The organism is Providencia sp. PROV223, assembly GCF_028479245.1.
In the GTDB taxonomy this organism is placed as follows: domain Bacteria; phylum Pseudomonadota; class Gammaproteobacteria; order Enterobacterales; family Enterobacteriaceae; genus Providencia; species Providencia rettgeri.
Map to the genome: position 1 here is coordinate 161,470 of NZ_JAMPNG010000006.1, position 21,826 is coordinate 183,295.

Annotated in this window: 17 protein-coding genes; 5 read left to right on the forward strand and 12 right to left on the reverse strand. The window is 40.1% G+C overall.

The window, feature by feature from the left end:
- Positions 1-775 precede the first annotated feature (775 nt).
- Both PR767_RS09540 and yfbR read left to right on the forward strand, forming a co-directional pair.
- On the forward strand, positions 776-1,990 hold the full coding sequence (locus tag PR767_RS09540; RefSeq protein ID WP_004259802.1) for a pyridoxal phosphate-dependent aminotransferase: 1,215 nt from the start codon (positions 776-778) through the stop codon (positions 1,988-1,990).
- A gap of 408 nt (positions 1,991-2,398) precedes the next feature.
- A complete protein-coding gene (gene yfbR, locus PR767_RS09545; RefSeq protein WP_109911551.1) occupies positions 2,399-2,980 on the forward strand; it encodes a 5'-deoxynucleotidase in 582 nt (193 codons plus the stop codon).
- Between the two features lie 635 nt (positions 2,981-3,615).
- On the opposite strand, the gene PR767_RS09550 is transcribed toward yfbR, so the two are convergent.
- From PR767_RS09550 to yfbV, 4 genes are all read right to left on the reverse strand, one after another.
- On the reverse strand, positions 3,616-5,445 hold the full coding sequence (locus PR767_RS09550; RefSeq protein WP_109911550.1) for an SLC13 family permease: 1,830 nt from the start codon (positions 5,443-5,445) through the stop codon (positions 3,616-3,618).
- An 88-nt stretch (positions 5,446-5,533) separates the two neighbouring features.
- Positions 5,534-6,208, reverse strand: a complete 675-nt coding sequence (locus PR767_RS09555; RefSeq protein WP_004912267.1) for a sugar phosphatase — start codon at positions 6,206-6,208, stop codon at positions 5,534-5,536.
- Between the two features lie 465 nt (positions 6,209-6,673).
- The gene (locus PR767_RS09560) at positions 6,674-7,168 is read right to left on the reverse strand and encodes a YfbU family protein (protein WP_272520241.1); all 495 of its coding nucleotides are present in this window, start codon (positions 7,166-7,168) and stop codon (positions 6,674-6,676) included.
- A gap of 139 nt (positions 7,169-7,307) precedes the next feature.
- Positions 7,308-7,763 carry a terminus macrodomain insulation protein YfbV gene (gene yfbV, locus PR767_RS09565; protein ID WP_004912272.1) on the reverse strand — a complete coding sequence of 152 codons (456 nt, stop codon included), beginning with the start codon at positions 7,761-7,763 and terminating at the stop codon, positions 7,308-7,310.
- Positions 7,764-8,358: 595 nt separating this feature from the next.
- On the opposite strand from yfbV, the gene ackA reads away from it, so the two are divergent.
- Together ackA and pta are read left to right on the forward strand one after the other, a co-directional pair.
- Positions 8,359-9,561, forward strand: a complete 1,203-nt coding sequence (gene ackA / locus PR767_RS09570; RefSeq protein WP_004912276.1) for an acetate kinase — start codon at positions 8,359-8,361, stop codon at positions 9,559-9,561.
- 87 nt (positions 9,562-9,648) lie between these two features.
- Positions 9,649-11,778, forward strand: a complete 2,130-nt coding sequence (gene pta / locus PR767_RS09575) for a phosphate acetyltransferase (protein WP_181937056.1) — start codon at positions 9,649-9,651, stop codon at positions 11,776-11,778.
- A 100-nt stretch (positions 11,779-11,878) separates the two neighbouring features.
- Here pta and PR767_RS09580 read toward each other — a convergent pair whose 3' ends face one another.
- The 5 genes from PR767_RS09580 to yfcD form a co-directional block, all read right to left on the reverse strand.
- Positions 11,879-13,237 (reverse strand): hypothetical protein, encoded by a 1,359-nt coding sequence (locus PR767_RS09580; RefSeq protein WP_272520220.1) that lies wholly within the window; start codon positions 13,235-13,237, stop codon positions 11,879-11,881.
- 277 nt (positions 13,238-13,514) lie between these two features.
- Complete coding sequence (locus tag PR767_RS09585) at positions 13,515-14,957, reverse strand: sodium:solute symporter family protein (protein ID WP_109911547.1); 1,443 nt, start codon at positions 14,955-14,957, stop codon at positions 13,515-13,517.
- Entirely contained in the window at positions 14,954-15,151 is a 198-nt protein-coding gene (locus PR767_RS09590; protein WP_004912288.1) for a DUF3311 domain-containing protein, read from the reverse strand. Before PR767_RS09590 ends, PR767_RS09585 begins: the two co-directional genes overlap by 4 nt.
- A gap of 10 nt (positions 15,152-15,161) precedes the next feature.
- Positions 15,162-16,406 (reverse strand): M24 family metallopeptidase, encoded by a 1,245-nt coding sequence (locus PR767_RS09595; protein WP_196719434.1) that lies wholly within the window; start codon positions 16,404-16,406, stop codon positions 15,162-15,164.
- 238 nt (positions 16,407-16,644) lie between these two features.
- Positions 16,645-17,187 (reverse strand): NUDIX hydrolase YfcD, encoded by a 543-nt coding sequence (gene yfcD, locus PR767_RS09600; protein WP_272520221.1) that lies wholly within the window; start codon positions 17,185-17,187, stop codon positions 16,645-16,647.
- A 399-nt stretch (positions 17,188-17,586) separates the two neighbouring features.
- Here yfcD and PR767_RS09605 point away from each other — a divergent pair, with 399 nt between their 5' ends.
- The gene (locus PR767_RS09605) at positions 17,587-18,498 is read left to right on the forward strand and encodes a TIGR01777 family oxidoreductase (protein ID WP_272520222.1); all 912 of its coding nucleotides are present in this window, start codon (positions 17,587-17,589) and stop codon (positions 18,496-18,498) included.
- A gap of 3 nt (positions 18,499-18,501) precedes the next feature.
- On the opposite strand, the gene PR767_RS09610 is transcribed toward PR767_RS09605, so the two are convergent.
- The 3 genes from PR767_RS09610 to purF all read right to left on the reverse strand — a co-directional run bounded on the left by PR767_RS09610 (position 18,502) and on the right by purF (position 21,813).
- Positions 18,502-19,074 carry a UbiX family flavin prenyltransferase gene (locus PR767_RS09610; protein ID WP_004912293.1) on the reverse strand — a complete coding sequence of 191 codons (573 nt, stop codon included), beginning with the start codon at positions 19,072-19,074 and terminating at the stop codon, positions 18,502-18,504.
- A gap of 104 nt (positions 19,075-19,178) precedes the next feature.
- Entirely contained in the window at positions 19,179-20,003 is an 825-nt protein-coding gene (locus tag PR767_RS09615; protein ID WP_117162389.1) for a YwqG family protein, read from the reverse strand.
- Positions 20,004-20,295: 292 nt separating this feature from the next.
- Complete coding sequence (gene purF, locus PR767_RS09620) at positions 20,296-21,813, reverse strand: amidophosphoribosyltransferase (protein WP_004912298.1); 1,518 nt, start codon at positions 21,811-21,813, stop codon at positions 20,296-20,298.
- Positions 21,814-21,826: the final 13 nt, after the last annotated feature.

Genomic DNA, 21,826 nt, shown 5'->3' on the forward strand with positions numbered 1-21,826 from the left:
TGTTACCTGGTGTTTCTGCTCTCCTCCATGAGAATCAGCGAGTTTATAGCGACTACTAAGACTACTAAGTGAGTGCATTTCTAATCCATAGATCTGCAATGACTTCTCATTATTTTACTTTTTTGCATCCAGCTCATTAATCGCTAACGATAGAGCAGGGTACAAATAGCATACTTCCAAAAATCAAATAATTTTAATAAAAGTGGGATGATTTCCTAAAAAACACGCTAAAACGCACTTGATAGGTTACGCTTAAATAGTAACATATTTAATGTAATCACAATTATTTTAATGTAAGCACATTATAAAATTCGTTTCACTATTTTTATATAGTCAAAAATATCAAATGGTTATAATTTTAAGCAGCACTTTTGGTTAAAGAAAGCAGCTTGAAACAATCAATATTACTAACAAAATCGCCCTGATTATTATAAAAAAAGGCTATTACAGCAAAAAAATCATGTCTGATTTAATGATTCAATGCTTAATATTACATTTTGATACAATTTTCTTTTTTTCCGCTATTTTTATGCTTTTTTACTTTTTATACTCCAAAACATCAAAGAATGTCGATATTATAATTCAACCAGTTCAATATTATAAGAATATACAGCCAGCCTAAAATAAATAATAAGATACCAAACATTACATTTAAGCGTAAACCAACCTTTTACACCAAAAATAACCTTGCATCTTCAAAAGCTTCTGAGGGAGGAGTACAGTAAAGGAATAACGTCGGCCCGACCAATGCAACCCTTAGGGTAATGAGAGAACTATGAATAATCTAACTAAATCCAGTAAGCTCGATAATGTTTGCTATGACATTCGTGGGCCCGTATTAAAAGAAGCGAAGCGCCTAGAAGAAGAAGGCAACAAAGTCCTCAAACTCAATATTGGTAATCCGGCCCCGTTTGGTTTTGAAGCTCCAGATGAAATCCTTGTGGATGTCTTGCGTAATCTGCCAAGTTCTCAAGGTTATTGCGACTCAAAAGGCTTGTATTCTGCCCGTAAAGCGATTGTGCAGCATTACCAAGCTCGTGGCATTCATGAAATGACAGTAGAAGATGTCTACATTGGTAATGGTGTTTCCGAATTAATCGTACAAGCCATGCAAGCACTGCTTAATAATGGTGATGAAATGTTAGTACCAGCGCCTGATTATCCATTATGGACTGCTGCAGTTTCCCTTTCGGGAGGAAAAGCAGTTCATTATATGTGTGATGAACAGCAAGGTTGGATGCCTGATATTGAAGATATTCGCAAAAAAATCACACCAAGAACACGTGGTATTGTGGTCATTAACCCCAATAACCCAACGGGTGCGGTCTACAGCAAAGACCTATTAATGGAAATTGTCGAATTGGCTCGCCAGCACAATCTTATTATTTATGCTGATGAGATTTACGATAAAATTCTTTATGATGATGCAGTGCACCACTCTATTGCCGCCCTCGCCCCTGATTTATTAACCATTACATTTAATGGATTATCTAAAACGTATCGCGTCGCTGGCTTCCGCCAAGGTTGGATGGTATTAAACGGCCCGAAAAAACATGCGAAAAGCTATATTGAAGGTTTAGAAATGCTAGCCTCTATGCGCCTATGCGCAAACGTGCCGATGCAGCATGCCATTCAAACTGCACTGGGTGGCTACCAAAGTATTAGTGAATTCATTCAACCAGGCGGCCGTTTATATGAGCAACGTAATCGTGCATGGGAATTGATCAACCAAATACCCGGCGTTTCATGTGTAAAACCACAAGGTGCCCTGTATATGTTCCCGAAAATAGATATTAAACGATTTAATATCTATGATGACCAAAAAATGATTTTAGACCTGTTACTACAAGAAAAAGTGTTGTTAGTTCAAGGTACCGCATTTAACTGGCCTGAACCTGACCATTTCCGCATCGTTACGCTACCTTATGCGGATGACCTTGAAATGGCGATTAATAAATTCGGCCGCTTCCTTGAAGGCTATCGCCAATAAAAATTTATTCAAAATAATAAAAAGCCTCCTAATTCCGGAGGCTTTTTTTATTCTAAATTTAGCCATCATTAATAGACTGTATTATTTTGATAATCAAAGAATAGAAATAAAATAAATTGCCACAAGGAAAAAGCCCAATAATATAAATGGAAAATATTTCATATTGCCTCTTTATTTCCGGATTGAACATCCATTATATTTTTTTGATTACATAATTCAACACAATTAAAATAGCAGTTAAGTTATAATCTAAAATTGATTATATTATTATGATTATCTTAATATGCAAAATAGATATTAGAACATAATTACTAGAGAGTAACTTATTAAAAAACAATAAAATTATATCGCTGCTACATTATTTCCGTTATAATTTTTTTCGTTTGCAGACACTAAAGAAGAGGACTTATGAGCTACTTTTTCGCCCATCTTGCTAGAATGAAGTTAATCCACCGCTGGCCGTTAATGCGTAATGTCCGAACAGAGAATGTCTCTGAACATAGTCTCCAAGTAGCTATGGTTGCCCATGCGCTCGCTATCATTAAAAACCGTAAGTTCGCAGGGAACGTCAACGCAGAAAAAATTGCTTTGTATGCGATGTACCATGATGCTAGTGAAGTGATTACAGGGGATTTACCAACCCCAATTAAGTATCACAACCAGCAAATTGCTCATGAATACAAAAAAATAGAAAAATTCGCTCAGCAAAAACTACTCGATATGCTCCCAGAAGAACTACAAGCGGATTTTAAAGCGCTACTAATTGAAGATATACAATCAGAAGAAGAGCATTTTATTGTTAAACAAGCTGATACGCTGTGTGCCTACTTAAAATGTTTAGAAGAGCTATCTGCGGGCAATAGTGAATTTAAATTAGCCAAAAGACGGCTAGAAAAAATGCTTGCCGAAAGAAATAGTCCAGAAATGGAGTATTTTATGAAAACGTTTGTGCCAAGTTTTACCCTATCATTAGATGAAATTAGTAATTAATTTAAAATAAGGAATGGGCGTATCGTTCCTTATTTTAACACTCGATAACTTTATATTTTTATGTAATTATTCAGTTTTTTATGCCGAACTGATACCCGTCGAACAATCTGAAGATGAAGAAAAATGTGCGTATAGTTTTCTAGACTCGCCATTAATTCCTAATATAACTCCACCACCATCCCCAGATGTTATATTACAACTAACATCATGTTTACATTCATAAACCTCACGTTCGTAAGTCCAAAATTTAATATGCCAAATATCAGACCCTACACCTATATAGTATTTGAACCCAAAACAATTTTCTAAAATACCTTTATTCGGTACATGTTCAATATGTTACTGATCTTTCGTATTCATCCAAAGAACAGACGCGAGATGTGTTAGAGTCACATTTTTATATCTTTTCCCCAAAAATTCTCAAATGTTGCATAACCATAATAATACCTTTCTTGTATATTTTTGACTTGAACCATAAATTCACCTCTTAATAATTGAATTAATATTATGTATTTTGATTCGAAATTAATGGTAAGTTAAAATACAGGAGAGTAAATTATAATTAATATCGTTTAATTGATAAATAAAAGAGGAATGGTTAATTAAAAATATCAATTAACCATTAATGTAATTTCTTAGAATGGAAATAAAATAGGCACAACTGCAATACTAATAAACATCACAATAATAGTGAATGGCACACCCACTTTCAAAAAGTCCGAAAATTTATAACCTCCAGGCCCTAAAACTAAGGTATTAACTGGTGATGAAACGGGGGTCATAAAGGCTGCGGATGCGGCAATGCCAACAATCATCGCAAAAGGCAACGGTGAGACATCCATTTGGCGAGCCGCAGCAATGGCAATCGGAGCCATTAGCACTGCAGTTGCGGTATTAGAAATAAATAACCCAATAGAGGCGCACAGAATAAACAGGCACAATAGCATCACATGTGGCCCTAACCCACCAGCAACTTTCATTAACGCATCAACGGCAAGGGCAATCCCTCCCGTTTCTTGCAGTGCTAGTGCAAAAGGCATCATCCCAACAATTAATATAATACTCGGCCAGTGAATTGACTTATAGGCACTTTCCATATCAATACAGCGAAATTTCCCCATTAACAAGCAGGCAATAAGTGCTGCAATAAAGTTAGGAATTTCATTGGTCACCATCATTGCGACCATTAATGCCAAACAAAATAAGGCATGAGGAGCCTGAGATGCAGCAGGTGCCACCGCCTCTACTTCAGCAGCCAGATTCAATACAATGAAGTTCCGTGGCTTAGTCGATAAAATGCGAATTAATTTCCAATCCCCAATGACTAATAAAATATCACCCAATCGAAGCGGTTCATCTACCAACTTGCCGTCCAACGCCCCGCCATCTCGACGAATACCAACCACGTTCAAGCCATAACGAGTACGGAATTTAATGTCTCTTAAAGATTTACCCAAGAGTTCAGAATCTGGATTCATCGATACTTCAGCCATTCCCACATCACGTGATTGGTCTGAAAAATAATCTCCCCGTAAAATCATCGGTTCAAGGAGTTGTTCGCTACAAAATTGGCGTAAATCGTCATCACTCACCGAAATATCGACTAATAAGACATCTCGCTCGCGTAACTCTGTTCCCCCAGTTGCACTCACCATCACTCGACGAAATTTACGCCAACGCTCAATCCCTACCACGTTGGCCTCATAACGGGAACGCAAGTGCAGTTCGTCAAGTGTATGGCCAATGAGTGGTGACCCCTTGCGGATAGCAAGACGGCGAGCTCTACCTGTCAATTTATAATCACGAATTAAGTCACGGAAAGTGCGTCGATAGCGCTCAGGGAGTTTGTCTGGTTCGTTACTGCCTAGCCAACGCCTTGTCAGCCACATGTAGGCAATACCTGCGAATAAAATTAAAATACCAATCGGGGTAATAGAGAAAAATTGGAAGCCTTTGATCCCTTCACGTACCAATTCACTGTTCACCACCATATTAGGTGGCGTGGCCACTAGTGTCATCATCCCACTGATGAGCCCCGCGAAGCCTAGTGGCATCATTAACCGACTAGGCGATGTTTTCATCCGTGATGCGACACTTAAAACGACGGGAATAAAAATAGCCACCACGCCAGTGGAGCTCATAAAAGCGCCTAACCCAGCGACGGTGAGCATTAGGAAAACCAGCATTTTGCTTTCGCTGCTTCCTGCAACGCGAACAAGCCAGTCTCCCATTTGGTAAGCGATGCCTGTGCGAACAAGCCCATCACCAATAACAAATAATGCTGCAATTAGCAGAACGTTAGGATCTGCAAAACCTGCGGTAGCTTGCTCTAATGTTAAGGTATCACTCAACACAAACGCGACAATGACAAGCAATGCGACCACATCCATGCGAATCTTATTTGTGGTAAACAGAACTATCGCAATTAATAGGAGGGTTAAGACCCACAGCAATTCTCCGTTCAAAATATCCCCTTTCGACGAAAAAAAACATTGCTAAGAATTTTATTCAGTTAAGCATGTTTTACGGAGAATTTCTTTGATTAAATCACCATTAAGTCAAATTAGACACGAAAAGTTCATAATCACCATTATTGTCAGGCCCCATAACAGAAATTTGAGCCAATGAACTTACAATTACTTGAATTTCATCACGACGTGGCATGCCTTCTGGTGCATGGACTGCGACCACTTGGCAACCTGCCGTTAATGCAGAATGGATACCTGCCTGCGCATCTTCAAAGGCAATACAGGATTTTGCAGGAAGCGAAAGTGCTTGGGCTCCAAGCAAGAACGGTTCTGGGTCCGGCTTTCCTTTCGTAACTTTTTCAAATGTCACCCAATGTTTAGGTTCTGGTAAACCCGCCGCTTGCTGGCGTCCATGGGCAATCGGTACGGTGCCAGAAGTGACAATTGCCCACGGTGCCCCAATTTCATTTAAACGTGACAGCAAGGCAATCGCGCCAGGCAGGGCAACCACGCCCTCCACATCTTCGCTTTCCATTTTTTCTAACCAGCGAAAATACCCCATAATTTCTTCATCACTCGCCTCGGGTAAAAAGTGACGCAAACTGGTTAACGCGGGTTTTCCATGAATAAAATTAATGACTTCGGCTGAGTCTACACCAATTCGTTCGCCAAACTTACACCAACAGCGCTCAACCACAGCCAAGGAATCTGCCAATGTGCCATCTAAATCAAATAGAAACCCTTTTGCCTTTAATTTCACGTCTACCCCTTTATTTGCTATTCACACAATAATTGAATCGATTCTGGCCCACTAGTTAACGCTAAATAGACGCCAATGCGCAACCTCAATAACAAAAATAATCAAGATTTGCGTTAATAACTTAGATTTGAATGCACTTGAGAGTTAAAACAGGAAAGGAATGTTGATTTAAAATTGGGATTTTTTAAAACTTTATTTACTTTTTATACTCTATTTGCTCTAAATAATTCGCGTTGTCGCTAAGCGACTAGAGAGGATATCTCGGGGAGCATACAAAAGTATGTGACCCGAGTAGCCGAACGCAGCCAACAACGAGACAAGGTGAAGTATGACGAGCAAACTTGCTCTAAATTATTCGCGTTGTCGCTAGGCGACTAGAGAGGATATCTCGGGGAGCATACAAAAGTATGTTACCCGAGTAGCCGAACGCAGTCAACAACGCGACAGCGCGAAGAATGACGAGCATTAGGCGTTTAAGATCTGGGAAATCTCCACCGCTGATAAATGATACTGACGCGGGCACGCATGCCAAATCGCTAACATACGATTGTATTTTTCCCACATCGGTGTTTGCGAATTAAAGCCATGCGTTCCACTGTCGAAGTGGGTATAACGCCCTTCTGTGTTAACCATAAAGCGAACGTAGCTCAAATAACGTGCTTCTGTTGCAGCATCAAAACCTAAAAATTGCACGCGTCGGCCATCAATGTCTTCCTTGTTAGCCATGTTACTGTAGGAGACTTGCAGTGCATGGTACATTTCCATGATATCAATAACAGTACGGCAGGTGTCTTCACTTAAATGACCGAAGTCTCTGTCTAACTCACGCATTTGTAAACCAAAGCCACGTTCAATAATGATTTGTAGGCGGCGATAACGTTCTGCATTATCGGGGTCAAGCATGGTCATCATTTTATATTGATTAGATAAGATCAAGCGTTGTGCGTTAGTCATTTCCATCATGGTTCTCCCACTAAAAAGTATGGCTTATCTTCGCATTCAACACCAATCATAGACAGTGAAAACATCGCTTTTATTGATCTAAACATGCTTTTTGCATTACTTATTGTTAAATCTACCTTTTAGTGGAAATCATCCCTTAGATATCTTCCATAAAAGAGCGGTCTAGCTGGTTAAATGCACGTTTTAGCAAGTCAGCTAACGCCATATAATCGGGTTGGTGCTCAACCGGCGCCATAGCGATCCCCGCCTCTGTAAACTTATCACGGATCTCATAAAACCAGCTCAATAAGCTAGATGGCAGAGGCGTCGAAGCACGCTTTCCTAACCACCATAGACCTTGCATTGGCAAACTACAGGCAAAAAGTGCCGTAGCAATGGCGGGTCCCAATTGCCCACCTAACGCGATTTGCCATGCTAATGTGAAAATTGCAATCGGTGGCATAAAACGAATACCAAAGCGGACAGCTTTGTTGATGCGAATTTCGGGGAAGATTGGCGACAGTTTTTTTTCCATAGGAAAGGTCTTCAGATAGCGGTTACCTAATCTAAAGCGTTTAAAAAAACCGGGCGGTGTACTTTGTAATGTACTCATGAAACGTTTCCTATCGACTTCTTAAAAACTGAGGCAATAATTTATAGATTGCGCCATAGTAAAATGATAGCACATTTAAGATAACGAAATTATTTCATTACATTTACCTTAAGTTAAGTCACTTTACTAAATATCAGCTATTCTAATAGCAATGTAACCCTGTGCTATAACACCACTTTATACGTCACTTATGATTTTAATCAATCAAAGTCCCTATTTTTAAAAAAAACGTATAAAATATAAAATATTTTTAGTAGAATCTGCCACATTTAGAATTGCTGTTGCATTTGTTACTTTGTAGCTTTATCCATTTTCGAAACTGAAGATAGACAACAGTTATATATATTGGGGTTTTTGGTCGTTATTTCAACACTAGGTGCGAAGGTTTACTTTTATATACCTTGGCAAAAAAGATAGCGCCTGTTTTATCAAACCCCTAGAGGTCTCACGATCTTTAACTTTTTCGCCTTTAACATGATATCAATCATGATGTTTCAGGTCATAAATACGCTAGGCTCTAGCAGTATATTTTTAATCTGAGTCTTTTCATGTTGTTTAAAAGGCTTCACAACAACAATTAACGATAGGTATTTCCATGTCAAGTAAGCTGGTACTGGTTCTAAACTGCGGTAGCTCCTCACTGAAATTCGCCATCATCGACCCAACTAATGGCGATGAATTTTTATCTGGATTAGCTGAGTGCTTTAACCTCCCGGAAGCCCGTATTAAGTGGAAAATGGATGGTGCTAAGAAAGAAGCGCCTTTAGGTGCTGGTGCAGCGCATAGCGAAGCATTGGATTTCATTGTTAACACTATTCTTGCTGAAAAACCTGAGCTATCAGAGCAAATCACCTCCATTGGTCACCGTATTGTTCATGGTGGTGAGAAGTTTACCTCCTCTGTATTAATTACAGACGAAGTGATCGAAGGCATTGAAGCGGCTATTCCATTCGCGCCATTGCATAACCCTGCTCATCTCATCGGTATTGAAGAAGCAAGAAAATCCTTCCCGCATCTGGTCAACAAAAATGTCGCTGTCTTTGATACCGCATTCCATCAGACCATGCCTCAGGAAGCTTATCTGTATGCACTGCCATACGAATTATATTCAGAGCATAGTATCCGTCGCTATGGTGCGCATGGTACAAGCCATTACTATGTTTCCCGTGAAGCTGCGAAAAAGCTTAACAAACCTGTTGATGAGCTCAATGTTATCACTTGCCACTTAGGCAACGGTGGTTCTGTTACTGCCATTGTTAACGGTAAATGTGTTGATACTTCAATGGGCTTAACGCCATTAGAAGGCCTGGTAATGGGAACACGTAGCGGTGATATCGACCCTGCAATTATTTTCCATTTACATGATTCTTTAGGTATGAGCGTTGATCAAATCAACAAAATGCTAACCAAAGAATCGGGGTTATTAGGCTTAACTGGTGTAACAAGCGACTGCCGTTATGTTGAAGATAACTACGGCGCTAAAGAAGACGCAACTCGCGCAATGGATGTTTTCTGCCATCGTTTAGCGAAATACGTTGGTGCATATAGTGCACTGATGGAAGGCCGTCTTGATGCTATCATCTTCACCGGTGGTATTGGTGAAAACTCAGCACAAGTTCGTGAAATCACCTTGAAGAAACTGGCTATCCTTGGTTTCGAATATGACCACGAACGTAACTTAGCGGCACGCTTCGGTAAAGAAGGTTTAATCACTACCGATAATAGCCGTCCAGCGCTGGTTATCGCAACCAATGAAGAGTTGGTTATCGCCCAAGATACTGCGCGCTTAACCGCATAAGTAACTTCTACCGCCAGCAACTTGCTGGCGGTATCGTTTTGTCATTAGAGTAACCGAAAGAAAGAGGTTCCCGTGTCCCGTACAATTATGTTAATACCTACTGGCACCAGCGTTGGCTTAACTAGCGTTAGCCTAGGTGTCGTTCGCTCAATGGAACAAAAAGGTGTTCAATTAAGCGTTTTCAAACCTATCGCACAGCCACGCGTCTCTGGCAATAAAGACCAAACCACTGAAGTCCTGCGTTCTCATTCAAGTATTACCACCATTGTTGAACCACTGACAATGGAATACGTTGAATCGCTACTGACCTCTTCTAAAAAAGATGTGTTAATGGAAGAAATCGTAGCTCGCTATCATGACCACACAAAAAATGCGGAAGTAATTTTAATTGAAGGTTTAGTGCCAACGCGTAAACACTCATTTGCTCAATCATTAAACTATGAAATTGCCAAAACATTAGGTGCAGAAATTGTTTTCGTCACTGCACCAGGCAACAGCTCTATCCCACAAATGCAAGAGCGTTTAGAGTTAGTACGTAACGAATTTGGTGGCCAACGTAATAAAAATATTATTGGTGTGATCATCAACAAGGTGAATGCCCCTGTTGATGAACAAGGTCGTACTCGCCCTGACCTATCTGAAATTTTTGACGATTCAACTAAAGCGACTGTGGCTAACCTCGATACTAAGCAACTTTCCGCGCTGAATCTGCCTGTACTGGCATCGATTCCATGGAACTTCGATTTAATTGCCACCCGTGCAATTGACATGGCAAAACACTTAGGTGCAGAGATTGTTAATGAAGGCGAAATCAAAACTCGTCGCGTTAAATCTGTGACTTTCTGCGCACGTAGCATCCCGCACATGCTTGAACACTTCCGTCCAGGCTCATTATTAGTGACCTCAGCGGATCGTCCTGATGTATTAGTTTCTGCATCACTGGCGGCAATGAACGGAGTTGAAATCGGTGCAGTTCTACTAACTGGTGGCTATAACATCGATGCGCCTATTCGCCAACTTTGTGAACAAGCCTTCGAAACTGGCTTGCCTGTTTTCATGGTGAAAAGCAATACATGGCAAACATCGCTGAATTTACAAAGCTTTAGCTTAGAAGTTCCAGCGGATGACCATGAGCGTATTGAAAAAATTCAAAACTATGTCGCTCGTCATATTAGTAGCGACTGGATTGAATCATTGGTTGCAGACTCTGAACGCCCTAACCGCTTATCACCTCCTGCATTCCGTTATCAGTTAACAGAGTTAGCTCGTAAAGCGGGCAAGCGTATTGTTCTTCCTGAAGGCGATGAACCACGCACAGTTAAAGCTGCATCTATCTGTGCAGAGCGCGGCATTGCAACTTGCGTACTGTTAGGTAACCCAGAAGATATTCGTCGTGTTGCTTCCGCACAAGGTATTGAACTCGGTACCGGCATTGAAATTGTTGACCCAGTTAAAGTACGCGAAGAATACGTTGCTCGCCTTGTTGAATTACGTAAGAGCAAAGGAATGACAGAGGTTGTTGCTCGTGAGCAGTTAGAAGATAACGTCGTATTAGGGACATTAATGCTGGAAAAAGGCGAAGTTGATGGCCTAGTTTCTGGTGCTGTTCATACGACAGCAAATACCATCCGTCCACCGCTGCAATTAATTAAAACAGCGCCGGGCAGCTCATTAGTTTCTTCCGTCTTCTTTATGCTATTACCTGAACAAGTATTTGTTTATGGTGACTGTGCTATCAATCCAGACCCAACTGCAGAGCAATTATCAGAAATCGCTATCCAATCTGCTGATTCTGCAAAAGCATTCGGTATTGACCCACGCGTTGCGATGATTTCTTACTCTACAGGAGATTCAGGTGCTGGTAGTGATGTTGAGAAAGTGCGTGAAGCAACCCGTTTAGCTCAAGAAAAACGCCCAGATCTGATGATTGATGGCCCATTACAGTACGATGCCGCGGTAATGGCTGATGTAGCTAAATCCAAAGCGCCTAATTCGCCAGTTGCAGGTAAAGCGACCGTATTTATCTTCCCAGACTTAAATACTGGTAACACCACGTATAAAGCCGTACAACGTTCTGCTGACCTTGTCTCCATCGGTCCAATGTTGCAAGGTATGCGTAAACCAGTCAATGACTTGTCTCGTGGTGCGTTAGTTGATGACATCGTTTATACCGTTGCGTTAACCGCTATCCAAGCAGTACAAAACGAAAACGCTTAACTAAAATTTCATTTATCTTTTATAAGTAAAAAATGCCAACCAGTTCAAACTGATTGGCATTTTTTTATGATGATAAAGACTGAATTATCACTTAAAAATATTATCCTATTTGTCGAAGGTGCAAGTCATAGATGTACTCATTCACCTTTGCCTGCTCAAGATAAACCACCTGTATTTGCAATGGAAGTTCAATACCCGGGTCGATAGTATGTCCACTCGTATTACCTAAAATAACATTTCCACCCACTTCTTCCTTCGTCAACCAGTTTTTTTGACTTTCATACCAGTTTTCAGAAACTTTAGCACCAGCTGGTAATTGGAATGTGAGTTGCCATTTATTAACGCGTGAATTTTGTGATTTTAATGTCAACATGTAGCTGTAAAGATAACCACCTTCCCCAGCCCAACTAGCTTGATACTGTTGTAAAACTTCTAATTCTCTTTCTGCTGTCACCGTAATCGCAGAAATTGCATTATTATTACCTTCATTTTCATAGCCTTTCGGTAGTGTCAGGCTACAGGCTAATTGCGTATCACCTACTGTCGTTAAGCTTGCATTTAATGGAATATTAACAACCTTTGAACTATTTCGGTCTATATCAACCGTTGAAGCAAATTCACCCACTATAACAAGAGAGCTATTCCCTGAATTCGCATTTATAATCGCACTACGAACCAATGTATCACTGTTATTCGTAATCTTAAGTGGGACTGACTTTGACTCTCCGGTTAATAACGTAACTTGCTTATCTATCGTTAGATTTAATTCAACCCTAGCTTTTACCTCGACTTTTACATCATAAGTATTACTTCCCTGATTAATAACACCAATCGGAGTGTGGATCCGAACACTTAATAGTGTTTCACCCGTATTTTTCCCTTCAAGAGATACAGGGATTGTGGTGATCATATTTGAGTGAAGATCAATTAATTCAGGGTATGAAATGACATTGGCTACATCACTATTTTTTGTGGTTATCTCTAATGTGACACCATAAACAGCAACATTGCCTTTATTAACTATATCAATTTCAATATTATTAACTTTACCTAATGTACTTTGGAGAGGGCTTTCAGAAGATATTTCTAAAGTAACTAACTCAACGGGGGCAGCAACAACAGAACGTGTTAGATCATTCCAACCTAAACCAACCAGTGACGCGATTGAAGACAATGCAGGGACTCGTAATATTTCACCATCAAGATTAAGACCTGCGACAAGCGTAGCTGCTTTAGACATATTGTTAACAACACAGGAAACGCCATCATGATGCCCCACATCAAATCCATATGATTCAAGTTCCTTCTGATCAAGTTGAATATCTGGAGATATTAAAAGAATATCGCCAATTTCTGAATTGTTATAATCAATATTTGTATAGAGTGCTAATTTATTAGGTGGGCATTTATCTTTTCCTTTCTGATTTTTCAATAATTCAACTGACTCATTTTTTTTCATAATAAGAATCCTTCATATCAAATAATATTTAAGCGTGTAAAAACTTAAGAAATCCACCTTTTAAAACAGTAAGAAATTAGCCTAAAGGAAGATTCATATAAGTAGCTTAAATTACTATAAGGTTAAATTTATTGCTGACAAGATAAATAAGATAATAATATTCATCAATTGATTGTTAATTATTAAATGAATTTAAATTCAAACTAATCAAATAAAAAATACACCCTGCGATATAATCACAAGGTGCAATATTAATAAAAAATTAAAATATCACTTGTTACTTTGTTTTGCTAAATAATGAAATTATTACCGCCACAATAATATTCAGAATAAATGCAGCAATACCGATATTCATGAAACTTAAACTTTCCCCTAACCAAGGGAACAATTGCGCTAAAGAAATTTTCTCGATATAGGTTACCGCGAGAAATAAAACCCCCGCGGAAATCCCACAAATAGCGCCCGCAGGGGTCATTGGATTTTTCTGTTTAAAACTCATCAACAAAGCTGGGAAAAACTGCGCAACAATATTGACCCCGAGTAACATAATAGCCACCAAGGTATCGTTACTGTGGAAAATAAAATACAAGCTGACTAACGCAACGACAGGCACCATAAAGCGTGCATAAACACCAGACTGGCGTTTTTCTTCACTCACCCCCATCGCTTTTTGTACAACTCCCGCTAACATATTAGAGGTGGTTAGTAGCAACATTGAACCAGGGACGAGTGCCGTTAACATTCCAGCAGCACCAATAAAACCGACCACAATAGGTGAGAAGGTGCTTTTAGATATCTCAAACAACGATAAATCCACAGCTGAACCTTCAAGATGCGGAATTTGTAATATAGACGCATAACCCACAAAAAATGCAAATAACATAATTAAGCTATAGGCAGGAATTAAAATACTATTGCGTTTTAAGGATTTTTCATCTTTAGCCGTAAATACCGCAGCCATATAATGTGGCCAACAGAAATAGGCAACCACAGATAAGAATATTGTGGAAATATACCAAGGGATATTTAGACCCGTTTCGGAGAATGTTAAAAAGCTTGGCATCGCCGTATCTATCGCTTTAAACATCTCCCCAAAGCTACCGTAATAATGAAGTGGGATATAAATACCAATAAATACGACCACAATTAAAATCATTAAATCTTTCAGTGCTGATGTCCAAGCTGACCCATGAATACCGGAGATCATCACAAACAACGTCACTGCAATAATTCCAATCCATATGGCAATATCTGCAGGAATTGCGCCATAAGACGCTTGTGAAACAATAATGCCTAATCCTTTAAGCTGCAAAACAAATAAAGGCACCATCGCAGCAATAGAAATCAAGCTAATTAATAACCCTAACCCCGGGCTTTGGTATTTCTTGGTAAATAACTCAGAAATCGTTCTGACATCATTATCTTTTGCAAAGCGCCATACTCTTGGGTGTACCCAGTATAAAAAGATCCCCATAAAAGCATTGACCGCTAAGGTATATAAAATTGCAGGTCCTTTACCGTAAGCCCAGCCGCTTCCACCAAGAAAAGTAAACGTGGTATATATTTCCCCTGCACTTAGAAGGAAAACTAGCAATGCACCATAGCTGCGCCCACCGACAGACCACCCTTCGTGATCCATCGTTTTGCCTTTTTTAGCACGGATAGCAAGATAAATGCTAAATAGGAAAAAAATTGTAATAATAATTAATGCGGAACTCATGATGTTTCCTTCGTATTTTTATTATCTAATACATTGATTAATAACATAACTAAGGCTGTAACAATCACCCATGAGACAATCCAGAACATTAAAAATGGCAAACCCATAACAAAAGGCTCTACTTGATTGGCATAATAGATACCTACGGTTAATGCGAGGATTGGAAAAATAACTAAATAATGATACCACTTCATATACCACCCCTTATTCCACTGGCCCGAAAGAAATTAATTCACGAGGCAAATGACTTAACATTTCTACTCCGTCCTCAGTAATAAGCAGCATATCTTCAATCATAATGCCACCAACACCAATCCCGTAATACGGCGTTTCTAAACTCATCACCATCCCAGCTCTAAATATTTCTGTCGTCGCAGCGCTCACAAAAGGGGCTTCCTCTAACCCAACGAACACCCCATCACCATGACCTAGGTGCCCACGATTATAATGAGGCAAACCTGAAGAACGAATGAGAGCCATTGTTTCATTAAAAACATCACTTAATGCAACGCCAGGTGCAACTCGGCTTAACATATATTGATGACCTTTTAAGATAGTTTGATAAATATCAGCGACTTTTTCATTCGGTTGACCAACCACAAATGTCCTTGCAATATCTGCACCGTAACCAGCCACATCAACACCACAATCAAATTTAATTAAGTCACCTTCTTTTGCTGGTTGATCATCTGGGATCATTTTGGGTGAAAAATTACTGCCCACTGAAATTAAATTGAAGCGACTATAGTTCGTTTCAGGGAATTCCATCACTTTAGCTTTAAAAGCAGCGGTTAATTCCGCTGAAGTACAGCCAACCCTGATTAATTTACTCGCAGCAGCGATACCGGCTTCTGTAATTTGTGCGGATTTTCTGAGATGAGCAATTTCCCACTCACTTTTAATCATGCGTAATTCATTAAATAACGGCGAAGAATCAACCAAATTTAAACCAGGAATAATCCTATCCAACCATACCTTACCAGTATGTGTAATTTGGTTTAATTCAATCGCAACCGGTTTTCCATAAACCCCCGCTTCAGACAACGCTTCTTTGAGTAAATTGAAAATTGTTTCTATTGGGCTATTAATTGGCCTTGGTTTTACCACTTTGCCATTTTCCGGGTTGTAAGGGTCGTCTACATCCACCCAAATTGGAAATGTTTTAATCTTTGCATTAGGCATTTGAAGTGACAAGTTTGCTGCTTCAAATTCATTCATAATAACCAATGATTCTATGGAAGGATCGCGAAAAATAACCGCAATCGCAGAGCCTGTTTGCCTGAAAGTATACATAAAGAAGCTCGCAAAACCGGTTAGGTGATAGAAGTTATCACCCACGGTTGCGATTAATGCTTCAATTCCTTCACGCTCCATAATCTCGCGAGCTTTATTGGTTACGTTCTCAAGGTGTTGTTGTTTCAAAAAAGTATTCTGTTTATCAATTGTCATTTTTATTCTCTCGAAGCGTTATATATACATCAAGCAGTGCATCATATCGCAAACGATAAATGTTAAGTTCTGTCACATTATATCTAGTGTGGAAATGAATACATCGTTTAGCATGCAAGTTGGTTATAACTAATCGTTATATATTAGCCAGAAATTAACTTTGCTAGAGATTTGATTTTGGGAGAAAAAAATTAAAGGGCTAAATAAAACAGCCCTTTAATAATTTAAATCTGATCGGTTATGAATTTTCAGCACAAGTGATGGTTTTTTCTAACTCATTATTGCGAGTTAACCATAAGGAAAGTGCTTTGAGTGAATCTGGCGTAAATTCATCACAGCGCGCGCTGATCTCTTTAGGGGTCAACCAACTGACTTCAACAACTTCAGATTCTTGTAAAGCAAATGGACCATGACTCACACAGCTAAACAACCCACCCCATACACGACAATTCGCATCTTCAAAATAAAAATGGCCATGTTCCGCAAAAGGAACGCCTGCAATACCCAGCTCTTCTTCAGCTTCGCGCTTTGCAGAATCAAGGATGTTTTCCCCTTTTGTCACGACTCCACCTGCTGTTGCGTCGAGGAAACCAGGGTGAAAATCTTTAATATCAGTGCGTCGTTGAACCAATATTTTGCCCATTCCGTCATGAACAACAATGTAAGTTGCACGGTGGCGTAGGTTTTCTGCCCGCATTTGGCTACGTGTTGCCTGAGCAATCACCGTATTGTCTTCATCAACAATATCGACCCATTCAACGACTTCGGTTGGTTGTTCCATCCTGTAAACCTTTTATTTTTAAGCTAAAAATGCTTATATCATTAGACTGATTATTATTGTATGCCAGACAATACCAATCCGCATTGATCCGCACCTATGGAGATGATCCTAGCTGAATTTGTAATTAGTTGCCATCATAAAAAGCACTTCTTTATTGCAATGATAATGAAGCCAGGTTTCTTTATGATACTCCAAGCAAATCATACAAATTGTATTCACAAATGCTATAGTTAAATCATAATGCTGTAGTTTGTTACTGATCTCAGGGATATCCCCTAAATAGTTCAAATTGCAGCTAGGCGCTAAGAGATGGCATCTTTAGGAGCATACACAAGTATGTGACTAAGGTGATAGAACGCAAGCAACAACGCTGCGGTTTGAAATATGACGGGGATGGCGATGAAAATACTCATAACAGGCGGCACCGGGCTAATCGGAACACCACTTATCCAAAAACTGATTTCTCTTGGGCATCAGGTTACTGTGTTAAGCCGTTCTCCGCAAAAAGTTTATAGCCATTTTTGTAAGGCTGTTGAGTGCTGGACGTCTCTTAATGAGCAAACTCACCTGAATGACTTTGATGCTGTTATTAATCTTGCTGGCGAACCGATCGCTGATAAGCGCTGGACCGAAGAACAAAAAAAGTTATTGTGTGATAGTCGTTGGAAATTGACACAAAAGCTAAGCGAATTAATCCTCGCCAGTGAAACGCCACCACAGGTATTTTTATCAGGTTCTGCTGTTGGTTATTATGGTAACCAAGGCCAGTCAGTCGTAACTGAAGACGAACAACCCCACGATGAATTTACTCACCAACTCACACAGCATTGGGAAGCATTAGCCGTTAATGCACAATCGGAAAAAACTCGCGTTTGTTTACTACGCACTGGCCTAGTGCTATCGGCGAATGGCGGTTTACTGGCTAAAATTCTCCCCATTTTCAAAATGGGAGCGGGAGGTCCAATAGGTGACGGAAAACAATACATGCCATGGATACATATCAACGATATGGTTCGGGCAATTTGTTTTCTATTGGATAGCCCTACTCTTTTTGGGCCCTTTAATATGACCTCACCTTATCCAGTCCATAATGACTTATTTTCTGCCACGTTAGGTGATGTTCTCAATCGCCCTTCATTTGTGCGAACACCCGCTTTTGTGATTAAGGCCATCATGGGGGAATCTGCAGCGTTGGTGTTGGGTGGCCAGCAAGCTATTCCCAAAAGGTTGGAAGAAGCAGGATTCCAGTTTGAACATATAGAATTAAAAGAAGCACTTACTGACTTGCTTATTCCACATACAGATGAATAAGGGTTATTTCACCCCTTGCCAGCGGTGAAATAGGTCTTGTTCCAGTTCGATATCAAACTGATCAAGGATGCGATTCACCGTTTGGTCTACAATATCTTGGATTGTTTCAGGTTGGTGATAAAACGCTGGCATCGGAGGCATGATCACGGCTCCCATCTCTGCCGCTTGTACCATTAAACGCAAATGGCCAACATGCAAAGGCGTTTCACGCACCCCCAGCACTAGCTTTTTGCCTTCTTTGAGGACCACATCGGCAGCTCTTGTGACTAATGTATCCGTGTAGCTATGAACAATGCCAGACAGTGTCTTCATGGTGCAGGGCATGATCACCATTCCAGCAGTGCGAAACGAACCTGAAGAAATTGCAGCGGCGATATCGCGACTATCATAGTTATGGTCAGCTAACTGCTGAACCTCTTTTACACTGTAGTCAGTTTCTAATGCTAATGTTTGGCGGGCAGCTGCACTCATCACCAAATGGGTTTCTACCTCTTTGACAGGCTTCAACACTTCAAGCAAACGGACGCCATAAATAGCCCCACTCGCCCCTGTTAACCCAATGATCAGTTTTTTCATTTCGCTGCCCTATTCACGATAACTCAGCGCATTATATACAATATTCACTGAAATTGCAGATACCAACAATGCTGCAATCCTATCTATAACGAAAATTTAAGCCATCAGCCACAATCCCAATTATACACGACTCGACTAAAATCTCTTTTCTTCAGGTCATCAGGGTGAATAAAGAAATTACCCACTCCCATATCTCCCCACATAATCCCTATTTCATAATCGGTATTTATTTGGAGAAGTAATTCATATTGTTGAATATCTTTTTCGTATTCTCTTGGGTCGGTTTGAGTGAAGAACGGATAACCGCCTATGCAATGTGCCCCTGATTCAAAAGTATCACTGTAAGGCTCAACCCATTCGTCGTAAAAGTCTTCACCGTCAAATTGGTCCTCATAATCATAGAGGTTATCAACCCCTAATATTTTCTGACCAAATTGGAAATCATCGATGCTGATGAACTGTTCCGCAGGCGTATATTCAATACTGTATTGGTGATCTATAGGGGTATAGTAATCATCGGAATGAGCCGCAATCACGGCAGAAAAATCTTGAGTTAATTGGCTGGCATCTTCAATAATATCTTCCCAATAAATAATGCGGAAATCTTCCTGTTTTTGCCTGTGTTCAAAGTCGGCTCCATATAAGTCATCACCACCAATAAAAAACTGTAAAATACCCTTTTCAGGGTAATTTTCTAATTTAGGCATTTGTGCAAAGTTAATTTGGGCAAGTAACTTGAGCGGCGTTCCTGCGCTATTCGTCGGATACTTTTCATTTATTGGCAAATACGGCATTCCCCCGACACGACTATCCCATAAAATATAGTCTTCAACTGGGGTTAACGTCATTTCAACAAGGGATTTTTTAGTGGATTTGATTTTATCTACAAAAGGTTTAATCACATCAGGAAGGGAGTTGAAATCAGCCATATATCGCTCCAAATAGGCAGTTAATGTCCCTCTAGCTTACTCGATTTTTACGTATTTTAAATCAGATATAACTGTAACTTAGGCCTTCATTTGACGTCATAGTTTTCTTGATATTTTAGGCTACAGATTAAAGATGGGAAAAATCAGAATCACTGTGGATTTTCTATATAGTTAGGGTTACAGCTAGGCGGCTAGCAAAGAGACCCTAGGAGCGCAGAAAACTACGTGACTAGGGCGAATTTGTGAAGCCAACAACGCTGTAGCCCAAACTATGACGAAAATTGACGAAAATTTAGCCTTCGTTATAAATCTCTAGGTCTTCAACCTCACTCTGATCCTTCAACTTTAACTCATCGTCCTTACGTAGGTTTTCCAAATAATCTAAATAACTTTGGTCGATATCTTTGGTCACATATATGCCATCAAATACGGAGCACTCAAATTCGGTGATTTCAGGGTTTTCTTCACGGACGGCAGCGACTAAATCGGTTAAATCTTGGAAAATTAGCCCATCTGCACCGATAAGTTTGCGAATTTCATCCACTTCGCGACCGTGTGCTATTAACTCATTTGCATTTGGCATATCAATGCCATATACGTTCGGAAAACGCACTTCCGGTGCCGCTGAAGCAAAGTAAACATTTTTTGCTCCCGCTTCCCGCGCGAGTTCAACGATTTGCTCAGATGTTGTGCCGCGAACAATGGAGTCATCAATGAGTAAAACGTTTTTATCACGAAACTCTGCACGGTTCGCATTGAGCTTACGACGGACTGATTTGCGACGCTCTTGTTGACCCGGCATGATAAACGTACGACCAACATAACGATTTTTCACAAAACCTTGGCGGTAAGGTTTATCCAGAATATGTGCGATTTCTAGTGCGATATCACACGATGTTTCTGGAATAGGAATTACCACATCGATGTTTAAATCTTCCCATTCTCGAGCAATTTTGGCGCCCAATTTTTGCCCCATGCGTAATCTTGCGTTATACACAGACACTTTATCAATAAAGGAGTCTTGGCGAGCAAAATATACATATTCAAAGATACATGGGGTCAATTGCGGGTTATCAGAACATTGGCGTGTAAATAATTGCCCTTTTTCTGTCACATAGACCGCTTCACCTGGAGCAACATCGCGTAAAAATTCGAACCCTAAAGTATCAAGTGCAACACTTTCTGAAGCGACCATATATTCATGCTCACCGCTTTCAGTAATGCGGCGCCCTAGTACTAATGGGCGAATACCATGAGGGTCACGGAAAGCTAACATTCCATGACCGATAATTAGTGCCACACAAGCATATGCGCCACGTAGTTTTTTGTGCATGGCTGACACCGCACTGAAAACATTGTCTGGCTCAAGAGGGAAATGATCAAACCTATCAAGCTCATGCGCTAATACGTTCAGTAATATCTCAGAATCAGAAGTAGTATTCACATGGCGACGCGCTGTTTCAAATAAACTCCGAGTGAGCTCATGAGCGTTTGTCAGATTACCATTATGTGCAAGTGTAATACCAAAAGGTGAGTTTACGTAGAAAGGCTGCGCCTCAGAAGCGCTCGAGCTACCGGCTGTTGGATAACGGACATGCCCTAACCCCATGCAGCCTTGTAATCTCAACATATGACGTGTTTCAAACACATCTTTAACAAGACCATTTGCTTTGCGTAAACGAATGTTGTTTTTGCCATCAATCGTGGCAATACCTGCTGCATCTTGCCCACGATGCTGAAGCACCGTGAGAGCATCATAAATTGATTGGTTTACCGGTGTAACACCGGCGATACCGACAATACCGCACATTTAGTCTTTCCTC